Below are 17,728 nucleotides of genomic sequence, written 5' to 3' on the forward strand. Positions count from 1 at the left end.
ACCGACACCGGGTTACCGTTGCTGGCAGAATCACACCTGGGCGACCCATTGCCGGGATGCCTGTGTATATCACAGGGAGGTATCCGCGCAGAACGTAGCGGCGGTAACAGTGGATGCGTGCTTGTGAGCAAGAGGCGAAAAGCTGGGCACATATACGGACTTCTGGTGTGGGCCAATAGCAGACGTTGAAGCCTTAATGCCATTTTTGAATGATGTAACAGACGATAATAGGTGTACATTTTCTGTAAGGTAAACAGAACCTGATTAGGAATTTATTAACCCACAAGGATAATTGCTCATGCGGATTCCCACGCTTACAACAGATCGGTTGCTATTAAAACCGTTAGTCGCCGAAGATGCTCAACAGATCCAGAAGCTTTATCCTCGCTGGGAAATAGTCCGTTATATGGTGGCGTCGGTTCCCTGGCCTTATCCGGAGAATGGCGCTGAGAATTACGTCAATAACGTTGCCCTGCCTGATATAGTGAAGGGAATTGCATGGTTCTGGACTATCAGACATCGTGACACACCAGGCAAACTCATGGGCGTAATCTGCCTGTACGATGTTGAAGATAATAATCGCGGATTCTGGCTCGCACCGGAATATCAGGGGCAAGGCTTTATGCGTGAGGCCAGTATTGCGGCTACGGATTACTGGTTCAATGTTTTGAATAAGCAGACATTACGCGCGTTCAAGGCAGCCGTTAACAGCCGCTCTCAACGTATTTCAGCCAGTAGCGGAATGCGACTTATCAATACTGTTAAGAAGGAATATGTCAGCGGTCTTCTGGATTCTGAGCTTTGGGAAATAACCCGCGATGAGTGGAATGCTCGTAAAGTCTGTTGATGCCCGTCATAGAATGTCTGCCTCTCGCTCAAAGCGGACTTTGCCACGCGCACATGTCCGCTTGGTGCCCGACGCGGACATAAAAAATGTGCATTGCTGGCCGACAGGCCATTATCCTGTCTTGCATAACGAATCTGCGATATGAGTAATAGTGAGGATGTTGACATGTCCACTTTTCATGAACTTACCGCCACCAGTCTGAGTGGTCAGCTTATCCCTATGGCCGACTACGCGGGCAAGCTGGTTCTTGTAGTGAATACCGCCAGCCATTGTGGTTTTACGCCACAGTACGCAGGCCTTGAATCGCTCTACCAGGAATATGCCGCTCAGGGTCTGGTGATACTCGGTTTTCCCTGCAACCAGTTTGGTAAGCAGGAACCCGGCGGTGCTGAGGAGATCGCGCAGACCTGCTACATCAACTACGGCGTGAGCTTCCCGATGTTCGGGAAAGTGGAGGTCAACGGCGCCTCAGCGCACCCGGTGTTCCGTTATTTAAAAGCCGAACTGCCCGGTGTGCTGGGCGGGCGGATCAACTGGAACTTTACCAAGTTCCTGATCGGGCGCGACGGCAAGCCACTCAGGCGTTTTGCACCGTTCTCCACCCCGGAAAAAATGAAAGCCGTGATCGTCGCTTCACTTAACGTTTAACTGTTTCTCTGATTTTGAGCCTCTCCTGCAAAATGCCTTTCACCGCACCGTGGCGCACCGACGCACCTCGTCCGGGTAGCCTTGCTCAACGGAGGCGTGGCGATGGCGCTGGGTTTGCAGCGTATCAAACACCACTTTGGCCGCTTTCCCGGCGACATACTCCGCTTCCTCATCATGCTGCGGCAGGCCGGTAAATAATGCGCGTTATTCTGGGCAGCAGAGGCCGCCTCTGCTTTTTATACACAGAGGGGCGGGGTAGTTATCACTGCCGGTTAATCAGGAAATAAGGGAAATAGAAATAAATTACGCCTGCCGGGTCAGTTTGCGCGCGTCTGCCGAGCGGGTGGACCACCAGCAGATCAGCGACCCCAGGCTCACCATCGCCGCGCCCTGCCAGAATGTCACCGCCAGGGTGGAACCGAGGATAAAGGCCGCCAGCATGGCGGAGATCATCGGGATAAAGTAGGAGGCGGTCGCCAGCACTGTGACATTGCCGTGCAGGATGCCCACGTTCCAGGCGGCGTAGCCCAGCCCCATGGCCGCGGCGGCCAGCACCAGGTTGATGATGACCGGGGTGGTCACCACAAAGGGTGTGTGCGGCACAAACAGGTATTTCACCCAGAGCGTGGCGGCGGTCAGCATAAAGAACAGCGTGATGCCGTTACTCCCCTGGGCAATCCGTTTGGTCACCACGCAATAGACCGCCCAGATGATCGCGCCGGCGAAGGCCAGCCCATAACTCAGCGGGTTGGTGTACAGGTTGGCCGCGACGTGCGCGAAAGAGAATCCGTCACTGCCCCCCAGCACCCGGCACACCCCCGCCACCGCCAGCACCATGCCGGGGACGATCAGCACGCTGGTTTTTTGCCGGTTGACCAGCACCGAAAGCACAATGGTCATCCCCGGCCAGAGGTAGTTCACCATCCCCACCTCAATCGCCTGCGTGCCGGTGTTGGCAAACCCCAGCGACAGCGACAGGCAGAGCTCATAGCTGACGAACAACAGGCTGCCGAGGATCAGGTAGGCCCGCGGGAAGGTTTTGATGCGCGGGAACCCCACGGTGAACAGCAGCAGCACCGCGCTCAGCGTATAGATCATCGCCGCCCCGCCGACGGCCCCGAACCCCTCACTGACGCTGCGGATCAGCCCGACAATGGCGCTCCAGAGCGCGATGGCGATAAGCCCGATAAGCGTTGCCTTTTTGTGTGTCATGTTATCTGGTTCCTTGCCAGAACAGGGCTTGCCTTGCGGTCTGGCTGTTAATCAAAAGTTAAAAACTTACGTAAGGATTAAGTGTTTTGCGTCGCGCTGTAAACAGGGAAATCCGGGTGTTTATGCAGAAATGTGATCGGTTAAAAAAGACAACAGAAAGAGATGACATCAGCAAAGATCTTTCAACCTATTGTTATTTAAAGGTTAAATATTTACACTCTGTCATTTCATTCTATTGCCCGGTATATCCGTTGTATTTTTGCCCCCTGCAAAAAACTGAACGCCGGGGCACCGGCCAACGGCTCTGACGCCTATAACGCCGATGGCGGGATCGACCGCCACCATTTTGCCGCGGTACTGGAGTCCCTGATTGAGGCCGGGGTGCACGGCATCATTATCGGCAGTTCCACCGGCGAATACTATTCGCAGACCGCGCAGGAGCGCATCCCTCCGAACCCGCTGGCCTGGATGGGCATTAATTCGGTGATTTGCTGGCAGGAGTACTGCGCCGGAAGGGGAGGCTGACCGCCGGGCGTTACGATGACCGCATCAGCTGCGCCCGGCGCTGCCGCTTATCACTCCAGACGGTATAGAGGCCCGCCAGCGCCACGATGGCCGCGCCGATCAGGGTGGCCGGGCCGGGCAGGCTGTTGAGAAACAGGTAACCGATCACCATCGACCACACCAGGGTGGTGTAATCGAAGGGGGCCAGCAGGGAGGCGTCGGTGTAGCGCAGGCTGAGGGTGATCAAAATCTGCGCCATGCCGCCGAAAAAGCCGCAGCCGATCAGCAGCAGCCACTGGAACGGCGTCGGCATCACCCAGCCAAACACCAGGGTAAACAGCCCGATCGCCGTGGTCATCAGCGAAAAGTAGAAGACGATGGCACCGGGCTGCTCATGGCCGTTGAGGAAACGGATCTGCACGCTGGAGGTGGCGGAACAGAGCGCGGCCACCAGCGCAAACAGCGCCCCCAGCCCCGCCCCGGCCGCCGCGCCCTGGGCGGAGAGCAGCGCGCCGTCGGCGGTCAGGCTGGCCGACAGCATAATAATAATTCCGGAGAAGCCCACCCCCACCGCCAGCCAGCGGGAGAGGCGCACATCCTCTTTCAGCAATAACGCCGCCATGATCACGGTGAACAGCGGCGCGGCATAGCTGATGGCGGTGGCATCGGCCAGCGAGATATAGACCAGCGCCATATAGTTGAAATACATGCCACCGGTACCGGAGAAGCCGCGGATGATATGGCCGCCGAGGTTGCGGGTTTTAAGGCTTTCCAGCACCCCGCCCCGGCTTTTGAGCCAGAGCAGCAGCGGCAGCAGGGCGACAAAGGAGCGGAAGAAAATCACCTCGCCGGTGGGGATCGCCCCCTGTAACCCTTTGACACAGGCCAGCATCAGGGTGGCACAGAGTGCTGAGGCTATTTTGAGGGAGATCCCGGTTCTGGCATTCATTCTGTTACCTGTGGGCCGTGGCGCAGTAAAAAGGGGGGATGACCGGGACACCTTATGGCGCGCCCCGCCGCCGCGGCTAAGATAATTTCGTTCTGCCCGGATAGTTTTTGCTTATCCCTGCCTGCCATACAAATTCCCTATCTCCCAACAGGGTTTCCCTCTTACCGGGGGGAAAACAACGCCGATATAGTCGGGATACAGCCTTCTGCCGCGCCCAGGCGGGCAGCCGGAACCATCCGATCTTCAGGGAGAATCCAGAATGACCTTTACGCTACGCCCGTCCCTTGCGCTGGCCCTGCCCGCCCTGCTGGTGTTTTCGTCAGCCCAGGCGGATCTTCTTTCCGAGGTAAAAGCGCGCGGCGAGCTGCGGTGCGCCGTCTACTCTGACGTTCCGCCCTTCTCCTCACCGGACCCGAAAACCCGCCAGCTCGCCGGGATGGATGTCGATTTGTGCCACGCGCTTGGTCAGCAGATGGGGGTGAAAACCACCCTGATGCCGACCTCCGTCGAGGCGCGCATCGCGGTGATCGCCACCGGCCGCGCCGACGTGCTGGTGGCCAACCTCGCCTACACCAAAACCCGCGGCAACCAGATCCAGTTCAGTGACCCGTACTACGTGGCGAAAGAGATGCTGCTGGTGAAAAAGCCGAACGCGGAAAAAACCCTGGCAGATTTCAAAGGCAAACGCATCAGCGCCACCAAAGGCACCACCTCTGAGCAGTCGATCCACCTTCAGGGCGGCAAAGCGGTGACTTTCCAGGATGCCGCCTCCGCCTTCCTGGCGCTGGAGCAGAACAAAGCGGTGGGCTTCGTCACCAACACCATGACCGCCATCAAGATGATCAACCAGGCGAAAAAAGAGGGCATCGAGCTGGCGATGATCAAAGAGCCGATGGCCCTGGAGCCGATTGGCGTCGGCATGAAGCGGGACGAACCGGCGTTGCTCGCCAGCGTCAACAGCAGCCTGAAAGCGATGGATGACAACGGCACCATCGACAAGATCTGGACGACCTGGATCGGGCCGGGCACGGAGTACAACATGGTGCGGGAAGAGCGCGTCCAGCCGCTCGCCAGCCTGAAATTTGAACCGCTGGAATAATGATGGGGCTGTCACGCGCGGCACCGCGCCCTTCACCCCTGTCCGCCGTTTCCGCCAGCGAGGGCATCCGGCTCTCCACCATGGGCAGCCGCGCCTGGCTGGCCGAGACCACCGGCGCGTTTGACCTGCCCGCCCAGCGCCGCATCTGGGCGCTGGCCCACGCCCTCTCCTCCTGTGAGGACGTGGAGGCGCTGATCCCCGGCGTCACCAACCTGCTGGTGCTGTTCCGCGCCACGCCCGCTGACCCGGCTGCCGTTGAGCGCCGCCTGCACCTGCTGTGGCAGCGGGCGCAGGCGGTGGAGGCAAAAGGCAAACAGATTGAGATCCCGGTCTGCTACGGCGGTGAACACGCCGGCGACCTGGACGCCGTCTGCCGCCACACCGGCCTCAGCGCCCGGGAGGTGATCCGCCGCCATTACCAGAGCCACTACACGGTGTTTGCCATCGGCAGCGCGCCGGGGTTCGGCTACCTGCACGGCCTTGACCCGCGGCTGGCCACGCCGCGTAAAAAAGTGCCGTCACTCAATATGCTCAAGGGCACCGTCACCATCGGCGGGCCGCAGGCGGGCGTCTCGGTGCTCACCGGGCCGAACGGCTGGAACGCCATCGGCTACGCCGAGATCGCGGTGTTTGACCCGTGGGCAGAAAGCCCGGCGCTGATGGCGCCGGGGGACACTGTGCGCTTCGTGCCGGAGAGGATCGAACTGTGATTGAGATAGAACAGAGCGCCGCCCTGAATACCGTCCAGGATCTGGGGCGCACCGGCTGGCGTCACCTCGGGGTCTCGGTGAGCGGTGTGATGGACCCGCTGGCGCTGCGCGCCGGGAATATCCTGCTGGGCAACGAGGAGAACGCCGCCGCGATTGAAGTACAGATGTTCCCGTTCCGCGTGCGTTTTACCGCCGATACTTCTATCGCCATCACCGGCGCTGACTGCCGCGCCCGGCTGGACGGCACCGACCTGCCGGCGTGGTGGGGCTGCGCGGTCAGGCGCGGCCAGGTGCTGGAGCTGCGTTACCCGCGCAGCGGCGCGCGCGGCTACCTCTGCGTGGCGGGCGGCATTGATGTGCCGCCGGTGCTGGGGTCACGCAGTACTGCCCTGCGCGGCAGTTTCGGCGGGTTTGCCGGGCGGCCGTTGCAGCGCGGCGACCGGCTCGCGGCAGGCACACCCGCCGCGCCGCCGCTGCCGCCCACCGGCATCGGCATTGAGCCGCCGGAACAGGCGATGCCCCAGACCTTTACCCGCAACCGCGCCGGGCTGGTGAACATCCGCGCCATCCCTTCGGGCGAGTACCCGCTGTTCGCCGCCGACGCTGAGCGCTTCTGGCGGCAGCCCTGGCAGGTGTCGCTGCAAAGTAACCGCACCGGCTACCGGCTGGCCGGGGAGGCGATCTTCCCGGCAGAGACCGTGGAGATGCGCTCCTATGGGCTGATCCCCGGCATCGTCCAGGTGCCGCCCGCCGGGGAGCCGATTATCCAGCTCAGTGACGCCAACACCGCAGGCGGTTACCCGAAAATCGCCTGCGTGATCGAAGAGGATTTATGGCGGCTGGGCCAGGTGCAGCCCGGCCAGTCGATCCAGCTGGTTGAGACCGATGCGCAAGGGGCGATTGACGCCCAGCAGGCGATCGGCCGCTGGCTTTCCCACCTGCGTGACAACGTCACCATGCTCACGTCTGTCGCAGGCTTCTGACAAGGTAACCAGATGAAAATAGACATTAATTCCGATATGGGCGAAGGGTTCGGGGTTTACCAGCTCTGTGACGATGCCGCCCTGATGGGCGTTGTCTCCTCGGCCAACATCGCCTGCGGCTTCCACGCCGGTGACCCGGCGATCATGACGCGCATGGTGCGGCTGGCGAAAGCGCACGGCGTCGGCATCGGTGCCCACCCGGGGCTGCCGGACCGGCAGGGGTTTGGCCGGAAAGCGCTGCCGTTCAGCGCAGACGAGATCTGCCAGCAGGTGGTGTACCAGCTCGGCGCGCTGCGGGCCATCGCCCAGGCGGAGGAAACGCGGGTGGCGCATGTCAGTTTCCATGCGGCGATGGGGAACATGATCAACCAGGATGAGGCGCTGGCCGCCCGGGTCATGCAGGCGATTGCCCGCATCGACCCGGCGCTGATCATCTTCTCCCAGCCCGGCAGCCTGATTGAACGTGCCGCCGCGGCTGTCGGGCTGCCGGGGCTGACACTGTTCCTGGTAGACCGTGCTTACGACGCCAACGGCGGGCTGGTGCCGCGCGGCGTGGCCGGTTCAGTGATCAAGGAGGAGCAGGCGGTGCGGGCGCGCGTCCGGCAGTTTTTGCAGCAGGGCACGGTCACCACCTTTGAAGGCGAGGCGCTGCCGGTGCGCGCGCGCTCCATCCTGATCCACAGCGACACGCCCGGCTCGGTGGAACTGGCGCGCACAGTGCGCAGTGAAATTGAGGCCAACGGCGATTGCGTCGCCCCGGCCGCTGAAGTGCTGGCGCAGTAGCCGTAATAGAACAGCCATAAAAAAGGGGGCCGCCCGGCCCCCTTTTCTTTTAACAGTACGCTCAACGGCAGCCCGCGCAGAACGCGGCGATCCGGTCACAGCCGGTCTGGAGCCGCGCCAGGCTGGTGGCGTAGGAGAGCCGCAAATAGGGGCTCATGCCGTACGCCGCCCCCTGCACCGTGACCACATGCTGCTCCTCAATCAACGCCATGACGAAATCCGCATCATTATTGATGTGGCGGCCTGCTGCGCTGGTTTTGCCGATAAACGCGGCGACATTCACAAACAGGTAAAACGCGCCCTGCGGTGTGTGGCAGCGCAGGCCGGGGATGGCCGCCAGGCGGGCCAGCACATAATCGCGCCGTTCGCGGTAGATGCCGGCGCGCTCCTTCAGCAGATCCTGCGGGCCGTCCAGCACCGCCACCGCCGCTGCCTGCGTCAGCGTGGTCACCCCGCCGCTGTTCTGGGTGTTCACGTTGCTCATCGCCTTGATCAAGGGAGCCGGGCCGCCGCAGAAGCCCAGCCGCCAGCCGGTCATGGAGTAGGCTTTTGAGACGCCGTTGACCGTCAGGACGCGATCGTAAAGGCGCGGTTCCACCTGCGCCAGCGTCCAGAAAGTGGCGTCGTCATAGATCAGGTGTTCGTAAATGTCGTCTGTCAGCACCCAGACGTGGGCGTGGCGCAGCATCACATCGGCGATGGCGCGCATCTCCGCGTGGATCGCCACCGCGCCGGTGGGGTTGCTGGGGTAGTTAATCAGCAGCCATTTGGTCTTTGCGGTGATGGCGGCGTCGAGATCCGCGGGCAGCGGCTTGAAACCATTTTCTTCATGGCAGGCCACCGGCACCGGCGTGCCCCCGGCAAATTTGACGATATCGGCGTAGCTGATCCAGGAGGGGGACGGGATCACGACCTCATCACCGGGATTAATGGTCGCCATCATGGCGTTGAAGATGATCTGCTTTGCCCCGCCTGCGGTGAGGATCTGGCTGACGTCGTAGTGCAGCTCGTTATCCCGCAGGAATTTGCGCTGGATGGCCGCCCGCAGTGCCGGGGTGCCGTCGGTGGGCGGGTAGCGCGTGTCGCCCGCGCGCGCGGCGGCATAGGCGGCCTCAATGGCGTGCGCCGGGGTCGGGAAATCGGGTTCGCCGGTAGACAGCCCGACAACATCAACGCCCTGCGCGGCGAGGTCGCGCGCTTTTTGCGTCATGGCGACAGAGGCAGAGACAGAAACATGGGTTAAGCGATCGGCAATATCAGGCATGGGGCACGGGTTCCAGATGGCAGGTCAGCGGAGGCCGCAGGCAGCAGCCCGCGGCAGCGAAGTTCAGCCCGAGCATAGGGCGGTGCCCGCGCGGGCGGCTAATAGCGCTTTCCTGTGGCGGCATAACGCAATGCGATAGCTGAGGGTGTGGCGGCGCACTGCGATGGTGCAGCCTGCCGGGCTTTCCCGGGTTGCGGGCCGCCGGAATGCCGCCCCGGCGAGGCCGGCCGTTCTGGCACCGATCTTGCGTGTGATAAAGACCTGTTATGACACGAGAGCGCGCCCATGAACCTTCGTCGCCTGAAATACTTCATCAAGATCGTGGACGTCGGCAGCCTGACGCAGGCCGCGGACATCCTGCATATTGCCCAGCCGGCGTTGAGCCAGCAGCTGGCCACGCTGGAGGGGGAAGTCAATCAGCAGTTGTTAATCCGCACCAAACGCGGCGTCACCCCTACCGAGGCGGGAAATATCCTGTACGCCCACGCGCAGGCGATCCTGCGCCAGTGTGACCAGGCGCAAAGCGCGATTGACGGCGCCGGGCAGGCGCTCTCCGGCCACGTCTCCGTGGGACTGGCCCCCGGCACCGCCGCCCAGCAGCTCGCGCTGCCGCTGATGGCGGAAGTCGCGCGCCAGCACCCCGGCATCGTGCTCTATTTCAATGAGAATTTCGGTACCACCCTCAGTGAGCTGATCATGAATGGCCGCATGGACATGGCGGTGATTTACGACAACCGCAACATCCACGGCCTGCGCTTCCTGCCGCTGATGAAAGAGGATCTCTATTTCGTCTGCCCCCGCCTGCTGGGCGAGCCGGTGCGCGAGATCCGCCTCGCGGAGGTGGCGCAGCATGACCTGTTCCTGCCGCGCATCTACAACATCATGCGCAAAGTGGCCGATGACGCCTTTGTCCAGGCCGGGCTTAGCTACCGCGTGAAGTGCGAGATCGAATCACAGACCACCCTCAACGCCGCGCTGGCCGCAGGCATGGGCTGCACCATCATGCCGGAGTCGGCGGCACGCGGTATGGTGAAAGCCGCTGACGCCTGGATCGCCAGAATCATTGACCCCGGGGTGCAGACCTCGCTCTCGTTCTGCATCTCCGACCACCTGCCGCTGTCGCAACCGGCCGAGGCGGTCAAAGCGATCCTGCTGCAACTGATGGCCCGCCGCACTGCCGACAACCGCCCGCTGACGCTGGTGGGCTGATAAGCGCGGCTTATTCCCCCAACGCGAAAACCTCTGACCCTGCCACCGCTGCCCCGCGCTAGAGTCAAGACTCCGGCGCGTGGGCCGTCTCTGCCCGGCGCGTGTTAACTGCCGCCGTAACGGAAGGGATATGGAAAAGAACAGGCTCGCCTTTGATCAGATTCGCCAGCTGGCGAAAAAAATGCACGCGTCAGGGCTGCATGAGATCACGCTGAATAACCGCCACTGGTCACTGACGCTGCGCTACCCGCCACGCCAGGCGGCCGGGGCACCGCCGCGCCCGCCCGCCCCCGTGACGCCCCCCGGCGCGCCGCCGGCCCCCGGGGCCACGCCGCTGCCTGCGCCGATGCCGGGCCGGGTGGTGCTGCGCCACCCGCAGCATGACGCCGCCTGGGTGCAGCCGGGCCAGGCCGTGAAGCAGCATGAGCTGGTCGCGCTGCTTAAAGTCGGCGCGTTCTACCTGCCGCTGCGCAGCCCAACCGATGGCGTGGTCGCGCGCATCATGGTGGCACAGGATCAGGCGGTGGAATTCGGCAGCGATATCATGCTGATCGCCGCTGCCGGCTGAGCGTGATAAGCCGCCCTTATCGCCTCAGCGCGTTTATGTCTTATACCTGCGCGCCGTAACTGCCTAGAGTCAAAAAACCGGAATTCACCGGCCGCGTGAGCCTTCGCGCGGCGAAACCAGGAGAGGCAAGATGCCATTTTCAGATTACCGAGTTGCGCTGGTCACCGGCGCGTCCGCCGGCATGGGCGAAGCGATTGTGGAACGTTTGTGCCGGGAGGGGATCACCGTGCATGCGGTGGCGCGGCGCAAAGAGCAGCTGGCGGCGCTGGCTGACCGCACCGGCTGCATCCCCCATGCGGTCGATGTCGCCGATTTGGCCGCGCTGACCGCGCTCTGCCGCGGTCTTGAGGTGGATATTCTGGTGAATAACGCCGGGATCTCCCACCCCGGTTCCATCCTTGAGGCGGATGAGAACGTGGTCAACAGCCAGGTGGATGTCAACCTGCGGGCGGTGCTGCACCTCTGCCGCCTGCTGGTGCCGGGCATGGTGGCACGCGACTGCGGCCACGTCATCAACATCACCTCCATTGCGGCGATCTACAACTTCAACGGCAACTCGGTCTACCACGCCACCAAGGCGGGCGTCCATGCGCTGTCGCGCCAGTTGCGCGTCGACTGCTACGGCAAGCGGGTACGGGTCACGGAGATCTGCCCCGGCCGCGTCGCCACGGAGATTTTCGGCAACGTCTCAGGCAACCATGAAGAGGCGCACCGCCGCTTTATTGAGGGCTTTGAGCTGCCGCAGGCCGGTGACATCGCCGATTGCGTGGCGTTTGCGCTCTCCGCCCCGGTGGCCGTCAATATCGGCAATATCGAAATCACGCCCACCCTCCAGGTGCCCGGCGGCCTCTCCACCATGCGCCCCGGCGACACCGCGGACTGACCAGGAGGATTCCCATGGCACTCGATTTCAGCACCGTGATGAGCGGCCAGCACGGCCGGATGATCCTCGACGGCATGGTGGTCACACTGGAACTGGCCTTGGGTGCCTGGCTGCTGGCCATGGTCATTGCGCTGATCCTGGTGGTGATCCGCCTGACCCACGCCCGCAGCGCCCAGTGGCTGGTCTCCGCCTATGTCTCCTATCACCGCAACGTCCCGACGCTGATCCAGCTGATGATGTGGTACTTCGCCATCCCGACGCTGCTGCCGGAAGCGGTGCAGATGTGGGTGAACGAGTTTAACGCCGAGTTTCTGTTCTCGCTGTTTGCCCTGGGGCTGTGCCAGGCGGCCTACTTTTCGGAAGACCTCCGCAGCGGCCTGCGCGCCATCCCGGACGGGCAGACCGAGGCGGCCCGCGCCCTGGGCATGGGCTACGTGCGGTCGATGCGGCTGGTGATCCTGCCGCAGGGCATCCGCAACGCGCTGCCGTCAGTGATTAACCACAGCGTGTTGCTGTTCAAAAACACCAGCCTGGCGATGGTGATCGGCGTGGCGGATCTCACCTACGTCACACGCGACATTGAGAACCAGACCTTCCGCACTTTTGAGGCCTATCTGGTCGCTACCCTGGGTTATCTGGCCTTCTCCCTACTGTTGATGGGTGCCGGCGCCCTGCTGGCGCGCCGCTTCCAGCGAGCCTATGCGAGGTAACCACCATGTTTGATATGTTGACGATTCTGCATGACAACGGCCTGCTGCTGCTGATGGGGCAATACCCCAACGGCCCCCTCGGCGGCATGCTCTGTACGCTGCTGATCTCGGTGCTGGCGGTGCTGCTGGCCTTCCCGGTGGGCGTGCTGCTGGGGCTGGCGCGGCTGTCGCCGTGGCGCTGGCTGAGCTGGCCCGCCGCCTGCTGGGTCTATTTGCTGCGCGGCATTCCGCTGATGATGGTGGTGTTCTGGACTTACTTCTGCGTGCCGCTGCTGATCGGCCACACCATCAGCGGCTTTGCCACCATGCTCTGCACGCTGGTGATCTATGAGAGCGCCTATATCGCTGAGATCGTGCGCGGCGGCATCCAGGCGCTGCCCGCCGGCCAGTATGAGGCCTCCCGCGCGCTGGGCATGGGCCACATGAAAACCCTGCGCCTGATTATCCTGCCGCAGGCGCTGTTCAACACCCTGCCCAGCCTGGTCAGCCAGCTGGTGTCGATCATCAAAGACAGCACGCTCGGTTACGTGATCAACGTGCCGGAGCTGACCTACGCCGCCAATCAGGTCAGCAACCAGTTGTTAACCAAACCGTTCCAGGTGTTTGCCATCGTGGCGCTGAGCTACTACCTCATCTGCTACAGCCTGACCTGGCTGGCGAACCGGCTGGAGGCGCACATCGCCGCTAAACGCCGGAATGAACGCCCGGACACCACGATCCCCGCGGCACCCCTGGTGCTCAGCAAAACCCAATCCCCCTAAGGAGCCGCCATGCGCCCCATGATTATGTTTAACCAGGTCAATAAGTGGTACGGCGACTATCAGGCGCTGACCAATGTCAGCGCGGAGATCAAAACCGGCGAAGTGGTGGTGGTGTGCGGGCCGTCCGGCTCGGGCAAATCGACGCTGATCCGTACCGTCAACCGGCTGGAGCCGATTGAGCAGGGCGAAATCCTGTTCGACGGCGTGGACATCCACGGCAGCAGCACGCGCCTGAACCAGTTGCGCACCCGCATCGGCTTCGTGTTCCAGAACTTCAACCTCTTCCCGCACCTGTCGGTGATTGAGAACATCATGGTGTCGCCGGTGAAGGTGCTGGGGGAGAAGCGGGCCGAGGCGCGCCGGCAGGCGGGCGCACTGCTGGAACGGGTCGGGTTATCCCATAAGGCCAACGCCTACCCGCTCCAGCTCTCCGGCGGGCAGCAGCAGCGCGTGGCCATTGCGCGGGCGCTGGCGATGAAGCCGCCGGTGATGCTGTTTGACGAACCGACCTCCGCGCTCGACCCGGAGATGGTCGGCGAGGTGCTCAATGTGATGCGCGGCCTGGCGCAGGAGGGAATGACCATGATGTGCGTAACGCACGAGATGAACTTCGCCCGCGACGTCGCGGATACCATCTGGTTTATGGATCAGGGGCAGATTCTGGAGAAAGCCACGCCGGACGCCTTTTTCCGTGCGCCGCAACACGCCCGCGCCCGCCGCTTCCTGAGTGATTTGCTGGTGCATTAAGCATGACGCAAAGCAAGGCCCTGATTGTTGCTCAGGGCCTTGCCGCCGTTACATCTTCACCGCACGGCAGAGCGCGGCGACGGCCAGCATCAGCAGCGCGACCATCAGGAACGCCATCGGCAGGCTGCTGGCGTGCGCCACAAAGCCGATGGCGGCCGGGCCGGAGAGCACGCCCATATAGCCGAGGGTCGTGACCGCCGGCACCGCCACCGCCTGCGGCATACTCTGCTGGCGGCCGATGGCGGAGAACATCACCGGCACGATATTGGCGCAGCCGAGGCCGATCAGCACATACCCCACCAGGGCGGCCCACCAGAGCGGCAGCACCACTGCGAGCAGCAGCCCCAGCGCCGCCACCAGCGCGCCGGTGATCACCACCGGGTAGCGGCCAAAGCGTGACACCACGGCGTCACCGGTGAGGCGGCCCAGGGTCATCGCCGCGGCGAAGCAGGCAAAACCCAGCCCGCTTATCGCTTCCGGCATCGCCCGGTGCTCGCTCAGGAAGACAGCGCTCCAGTCCAGTACCGTGCCTTCCGCCAGGAACACCGCAAAGCAGATAGTGCCGATGGTCAGCACCGCGCCGCGCGGCAGCGCAAACACCGGGCCTTCCGCCGGGTTGGCGTAGGTCAGCAGCCCGCTGAGGTGGGAGAAGAGCAGCAACAGGGAGACCGCCGAGATCGCCACGCTGGCAGCAAGCGGGGCGAGGCCCGCCGACATCATGCCGCTCATCGCCCCGGCCCCGACAATGCCGCCCAGGCTGTAAAAGCCGTGGAAGCCGGACATGATCGGCTTATCGGCGGCCTTCTCCACCAGGATCGCCTGCACGTTCATGGCGCAGTCGGTGGTGCCCATCCCCATGCCGAACACCAGCAGCGCCAGTGCCAGCATACTGGTCTCCGGCAGTACCGCCAGCAGCGGCAGGATCAGGCTGAACAGCAGCACCGAGGTGACCAGCACCGCCCGGCAGCCGAACCGGGTGGTAAGGAGGCCGGTCAGCGGCATGGCGACCAGCGCGCCAACCCCCAGGCAGAGCAGCAGCAGCCCGAGCGTGCCGTCATTGACGCCGGTGTTGAGCTTGGCAAAGGGCACCAGCGCCGCCCACCCTGCCGTGGCAAAGCCGGCGATAAAAAACATCACCCGCGTCGCCCGCTGTTCCCGCCCGGCAGGCAGCGCCGCGGCCCGCGGTTCCTTCATCGTGTCGCTATAATCTGGCATCAGCTCTCTCTTCCTTTAACGTAGTAAATAGGTGTCACCGGCCGTTCAGCACCGCCAGCACCTGCTGGTGCAGTTGCGGGCAGCCGGTCGCGACCACCGCCCCGCCCTGCTCCGCGCGCCCGCCTTCCAGCGTGGTGACCACGCCCCCGGCCTGCTCGATGACCGGGATCAGCGCCACGATGTCATAGGGCTGAAGCGCGAACTCGACGCAGATGTCGATCCGCCCGGCGGCCAGCATCGCCATCGCATAACACTCCCCGCCATAGCGGGTCATCAGCGTTTTCTCCGTCAGCGCTGCAAAGCAGATAGCCGGGTGGCGGGCGATCGGCTCCGGCGAGGTGGTGTGCAGCACCGCCTGATCGAGGGCGATGTTTTTGCGGGTCACCAACGGGGCCACCGCGTGGGGGCCGCTGGCCCAGGCGCGCGTGCCGTCTGACCAGAACCGCTCGCCGGTATGGGGCTGGCTCATCATGCCCATCACGGCGCGGCCTTCATACTGTAGACCAATCAGCGTGCCCCAGACCGGCAACCCGCACAGGAAAGGCCGGGTGCCGTCCACCGGGTCGAGCACCCACTGGTAAGGCCCCTCGCCGCTGGTGCCGTACTCCTCGCCCATGATGCTGTGCGCCGGGTAGCGGCGGCCGATCAGCTCACGCATCACGCGCTCCGCTGACCGGTCGGCCTCGGTAACCGGGTCAAACCGGAAGCCCTCTTTGGGCTTGGTGCTCACGGCCAGATCCTCTGCGGAGCGGAAACGCGGCAGGGTCTCTTTGGCTGCGGCGTTAGCGAGTTCGTGGAAAAAAGCGATGTCCGGTAAAGAAGGATTCATGATGTCGTCCTGAGGTAAAAGGGTATTCAGGTTGACAAACTATCGCCAGATGATAGTTTGTGCTCGGTCTTGATTCTTTACGTCATATTGCAGGAGTTAACATGCTCGATTATGCAGCTTTCCCGGAACAGAGGCAATCGCTGATTCGGCAACTGCTCGCCAGTGAAGGCCGGGTGGTAGGCACCGCCCTGGCGGAGAGGTTGCAGGTTTCAGAGCACACCATCCGGCGGGACTTGCAGGAGCTGGCGCGTGAAGGGGTCTGCAAGCGGGTGTATGGCGGGGCGGTCAGCGTGGTGCCGCCGTCGGGGGATCTCGCCGCCCGTGCGGAACAGGGCAGCGCGGAGAAAGCGCGGCTCGCCGCCGCCTGCGCCGGGCTGGTGAAGGCGGGGAGCTGCATCTTCATTGATGCCGGGTCAACCAACCTGGCCTTTGCCCACGCCCTGCCGGACGATCTGGCCTTCACCGCGGCCACCAATACGCCCGCGATTGCCGTGGCGCTGATGGCGCACCCGCTGTGTGAGGTCATTATGCTCGGCGGCCGCCTGCAGCGGCAGACCGGCGGCAGCGTGGGCATCACCGCCCAGCAGCAGGCGGCGCAGATCTATTTCGACCAGCTCTTTTTAGGCGGCTGCGCACTGGATGCCGACGAGGGGCTGACGGTGTTTGACTACGAGGATGCGGCGTTTAAAAAAGCGATGATAGTACGCAGTGATGAGGTGATCGTCGCGATGACCGCCGAAAAGGTGCCCGGCGTCGCCCGCCACCATGTCGCCGCCTGCGAAGAGATCGCGGTGCTGGTGATGGAAAACAGCCTGCCCGCCACCACGCTCGCCGCGTTTAAAGAGAAAAATATCCGGCTGGTGCATCCCTGAGAGTGCGCCTCAGCCGGATGGCCGCCCTGATACCCGGCCTCCCGGTTTCACCGCTGTATCCTCATGAACGGGCAGCCCCATCGCCGATCTGCTTCACCATAAAGACGCTGAGCGGGTCTTCCGTGTAAGGCGGGAACGGGGGGCAGAACTGGTAGCCGCAGCGCTGGTAGAGCGTGATGGCGGGCTGCTGGTGGATGCCGGTTTCAAGCCGCAGGACGGAACAGCCCGCGTCCCGGGCAAGCGCCTCCAGGTAAGCGATAATCTTTTCGCCGAGCTTTTTCCCGCGGTACGCCGGGCGGATGTAGACGCGTTTTACCTCCCCCGCCTCTTCCCCTTGCAGGTAGACCGCCCCGCAGCCTGCCGGGTGGCCCTGTTCATCCCGCACCATCAGGCAGCGCAGGTGGTCATCCCCAATGGCCGCCAGATCGATGCAGTGGTTACTCTCCGCCGGGTAGAGCGGTGCCATAAAGGCATCCAGCTCCGCCACCAACGCCGCCAGTTCTGCTGAATCTGTTCTCACTTCCGCAATATGAAACATGACATCCCCTTTTGTTTTTCATACCCTTTGCCTGAATTTAACACAATTTAACCCACCGGCGAGGGGGCAGTGAGGCGGTCACAGGCACTGTCATCCCCCATCAGACAAGGGCAATGGCGATGATGTCGATCAGATCGGCGGCGTTGGGGGATGTTGCCGCGCTGCAACAGCTCTTTTTGCAGCTCGGCTACCAGACAGAACCCGGCCCGCTCAGCGCCCATCTGGCACAGGGCGACAGCCACCGGCGCATTCTGGTGGCGGAATCGGGCGGGGTGCTGTACGGGGTGCTGGTGATGAATTTCATTGTGCCCACGCCTTCTACGAGCACAACGGCTACCGCGAAGTGAGAAAACGCTTCGTTAAACGCCTCGCGGCCTGAGCGCCCGCCCCCGGCCGC

The 17,728-nt window shown here is 63.0% G+C and carries 21 protein-coding genes and 1 pseudogene; 16 read left to right on the top strand and 6 right to left on the bottom strand.

The genetic code is table 11. The features are described 5' to 3' along the window. Positions 1–10: 10 nt before the first annotated feature. From CYR32_RS22080 to CYR32_RS08845, 3 genes and pseudogenes are all read left to right on the top strand, one after another. Positions 11–127 (top strand): annotated as a pseudogene (locus CYR32_RS22080) (CbrC family protein); the annotation flags it as partial. A gap of 171 nt (positions 128–298) precedes the next feature. After that, on the top strand, positions 299–847 hold the full coding sequence (locus CYR32_RS08840; RefSeq protein WP_101824027.1) for a GNAT family N-acetyltransferase: 549 nt from the start codon (positions 299–301) through the stop codon (positions 845–847). 165 nt (positions 848–1,012) lie between these two features. Further along, positions 1,013–1,495: a glutathione peroxidase gene (locus CYR32_RS08845; protein WP_101824028.1), complete on the top strand. Its 483-nt coding sequence runs from the start codon at positions 1,013–1,015 to the stop codon at positions 1,493–1,495. Between the two features lie 303 nt (positions 1,496–1,798). Here the strand turns inward: CYR32_RS08845 and yddG are convergent, their stop codons facing one another. Beyond that, complete coding sequence (yddG, locus tag CYR32_RS08850) at positions 1,799–2,707, bottom strand: aromatic amino acid DMT transporter YddG (protein ID WP_101824029.1); 909 nt, start codon at positions 2,705–2,707, stop codon at positions 1,799–1,801. Between the two features lie 276 nt (positions 2,708–2,983). Between yddG and CYR32_RS21985 the strand changes: the two genes are divergently transcribed. Beyond that, positions 2,984–3,232, top strand: a complete 249-nt coding sequence (locus CYR32_RS21985) for a dihydrodipicolinate synthase family protein (RefSeq protein ID WP_206602451.1) — start codon at positions 2,984–2,986, stop codon at positions 3,230–3,232. 10 nt (positions 3,233–3,242) lie between these two features. Here CYR32_RS21985 and CYR32_RS08855 read toward each other — a convergent pair whose 3' ends face one another. Beyond that, a complete protein-coding gene (locus CYR32_RS08855) occupies positions 3,243–4,160 on the bottom strand; it encodes a DMT family transporter (protein ID WP_101824030.1) in 918 nt (305 codons plus the stop codon). 259 nt (positions 4,161–4,419) lie between these two features. Here CYR32_RS08855 and CYR32_RS08860 point away from each other — a divergent pair, with 259 nt between their 5' ends. From CYR32_RS08860 to CYR32_RS08875, 4 genes are all read left to right on the top strand, one after another. After that, on the top strand, positions 4,420–5,259 hold the full coding sequence (locus CYR32_RS08860) for a transporter substrate-binding domain-containing protein (RefSeq protein ID WP_101824031.1): 840 nt from the start codon (positions 4,420–4,422) through the stop codon (positions 5,257–5,259). A gap of 80 nt (positions 5,260–5,339) precedes the next feature. Continuing rightward, positions 5,340–5,969 carry a 5-oxoprolinase subunit PxpB gene (gene pxpB / locus CYR32_RS08865; protein WP_101824110.1) on the top strand — a complete coding sequence of 210 codons (630 nt, stop codon included), beginning with the start codon at positions 5,340–5,342 and terminating at the stop codon, positions 5,967–5,969. Next, a complete protein-coding gene (locus CYR32_RS08870) occupies positions 5,966–6,952 on the top strand; it encodes a 5-oxoprolinase subunit C family protein (RefSeq protein ID WP_101824032.1) in 987 nt (328 codons plus the stop codon). Before pxpB ends, CYR32_RS08870 begins: the two co-directional genes overlap by 4 nt. A 12-nt stretch (positions 6,953–6,964) precedes the next feature. Beyond that, a complete protein-coding gene (locus CYR32_RS08875; protein ID WP_101824033.1) occupies positions 6,965–7,735 on the top strand; it encodes a 5-oxoprolinase subunit PxpA in 771 nt (256 codons plus the stop codon). Between the two features lie 61 nt (positions 7,736–7,796). On the opposite strand, the gene CYR32_RS08880 is transcribed toward CYR32_RS08875, so the two are convergent. Next, complete coding sequence (locus tag CYR32_RS08880; protein WP_101824034.1) at positions 7,797–8,999, bottom strand: pyridoxal phosphate-dependent aminotransferase; 1,203 nt, start codon at positions 8,997–8,999, stop codon at positions 7,797–7,799. 285 nt (positions 9,000–9,284) lie between these two features. On the opposite strand from CYR32_RS08880, the gene nac reads away from it, so the two are divergent. The 6 genes from nac (at position 9,285) to CYR32_RS08910 (ending at position 13,877) form a co-directional block, all read left to right on the top strand. After that, complete coding sequence (gene nac, locus CYR32_RS08885; RefSeq protein ID WP_101824035.1) at positions 9,285–10,208, top strand: nitrogen assimilation transcriptional regulator NAC; 924 nt, start codon at positions 9,285–9,287, stop codon at positions 10,206–10,208. A gap of 130 nt (positions 10,209–10,338) precedes the next feature. Then, positions 10,339–10,776 (top strand): biotin/lipoyl-containing protein, encoded by a 438-nt coding sequence (locus CYR32_RS08890; RefSeq protein WP_101824036.1) that lies wholly within the window; start codon positions 10,339–10,341, stop codon positions 10,774–10,776. Positions 10,777–10,906: 130 nt separating this feature from the next. Next, positions 10,907–11,659: an SDR family oxidoreductase gene (locus tag CYR32_RS08895; protein WP_101824037.1), complete on the top strand. Its 753-nt coding sequence runs from the start codon at positions 10,907–10,909 to the stop codon at positions 11,657–11,659. Positions 11,660–11,673: 14 nt separating this feature from the next. Next, positions 11,674–12,369 carry an amino acid ABC transporter permease gene (locus CYR32_RS08900; protein WP_101824038.1) on the top strand — a complete coding sequence of 232 codons (696 nt, stop codon included), beginning with the start codon at positions 11,674–11,676 and terminating at the stop codon, positions 12,367–12,369. Positions 12,370–12,374: 5 nt separating this feature from the next. Beyond that, a complete protein-coding gene (locus tag CYR32_RS08905; RefSeq protein WP_101824039.1) occupies positions 12,375–13,130 on the top strand; it encodes an amino acid ABC transporter permease in 756 nt (251 codons plus the stop codon). 9 nt (positions 13,131–13,139) lie between these two features. Further along, positions 13,140–13,877 carry an amino acid ABC transporter ATP-binding protein gene (locus CYR32_RS08910; RefSeq protein WP_101824040.1) on the top strand — a complete coding sequence of 246 codons (738 nt, stop codon included), beginning with the start codon at positions 13,140–13,142 and terminating at the stop codon, positions 13,875–13,877. Between the two features lie 48 nt (positions 13,878–13,925). Here CYR32_RS08910 and CYR32_RS08915 read toward each other — a convergent pair whose 3' ends face one another. Both CYR32_RS08915 and hisN read right to left on the bottom strand, forming a co-directional pair. Then, positions 13,926–15,092, bottom strand: a complete 1,167-nt coding sequence (locus CYR32_RS08915) for an MFS transporter (RefSeq protein WP_101824041.1) — start codon at positions 15,090–15,092, stop codon at positions 13,926–13,928. A 34-nt stretch (positions 15,093–15,126) separates the two neighbouring features. After that, positions 15,127–15,921 (bottom strand): histidinol-phosphatase, encoded by a 795-nt coding sequence (hisN, locus tag CYR32_RS08920; protein WP_101824042.1) that lies wholly within the window; start codon positions 15,919–15,921, stop codon positions 15,127–15,129. Between the two features lie 101 nt (positions 15,922–16,022). Here hisN and CYR32_RS08925 point away from each other — a divergent pair, with 101 nt between their 5' ends. Then, the gene (locus CYR32_RS08925) at positions 16,023–16,793 is read left to right on the top strand and encodes a DeoR/GlpR family DNA-binding transcription regulator (protein ID WP_101824043.1); all 771 of its coding nucleotides are present in this window, start codon (positions 16,023–16,025) and stop codon (positions 16,791–16,793) included. 61 nt (positions 16,794–16,854) lie between these two features. On the opposite strand, the gene CYR32_RS08930 is transcribed toward CYR32_RS08925, so the two are convergent. Next, positions 16,855–17,331 carry a GNAT family N-acetyltransferase gene (locus CYR32_RS08930; protein ID WP_101824044.1) on the bottom strand — a complete coding sequence of 159 codons (477 nt, stop codon included), beginning with the start codon at positions 17,329–17,331 and terminating at the stop codon, positions 16,855–16,857. Between the two features lie 119 nt (positions 17,332–17,450). Here CYR32_RS08930 and CYR32_RS08935 point away from each other — a divergent pair, with 119 nt between their 5' ends. Beyond that, the gene (locus CYR32_RS08935) at positions 17,451–17,678 is read left to right on the top strand and encodes a hypothetical protein (protein ID WP_420912826.1); all 228 of its coding nucleotides are present in this window, start codon (positions 17,451–17,453) and stop codon (positions 17,676–17,678) included. Positions 17,679–17,728 lie beyond the last annotated feature (50 nt).

Source organism: Chimaeribacter coloradensis, assembly GCF_002858715.1.
Lineage (GTDB): Bacteria > Pseudomonadota > Gammaproteobacteria > Enterobacterales > Enterobacteriaceae > Chimaeribacter > Chimaeribacter coloradensis.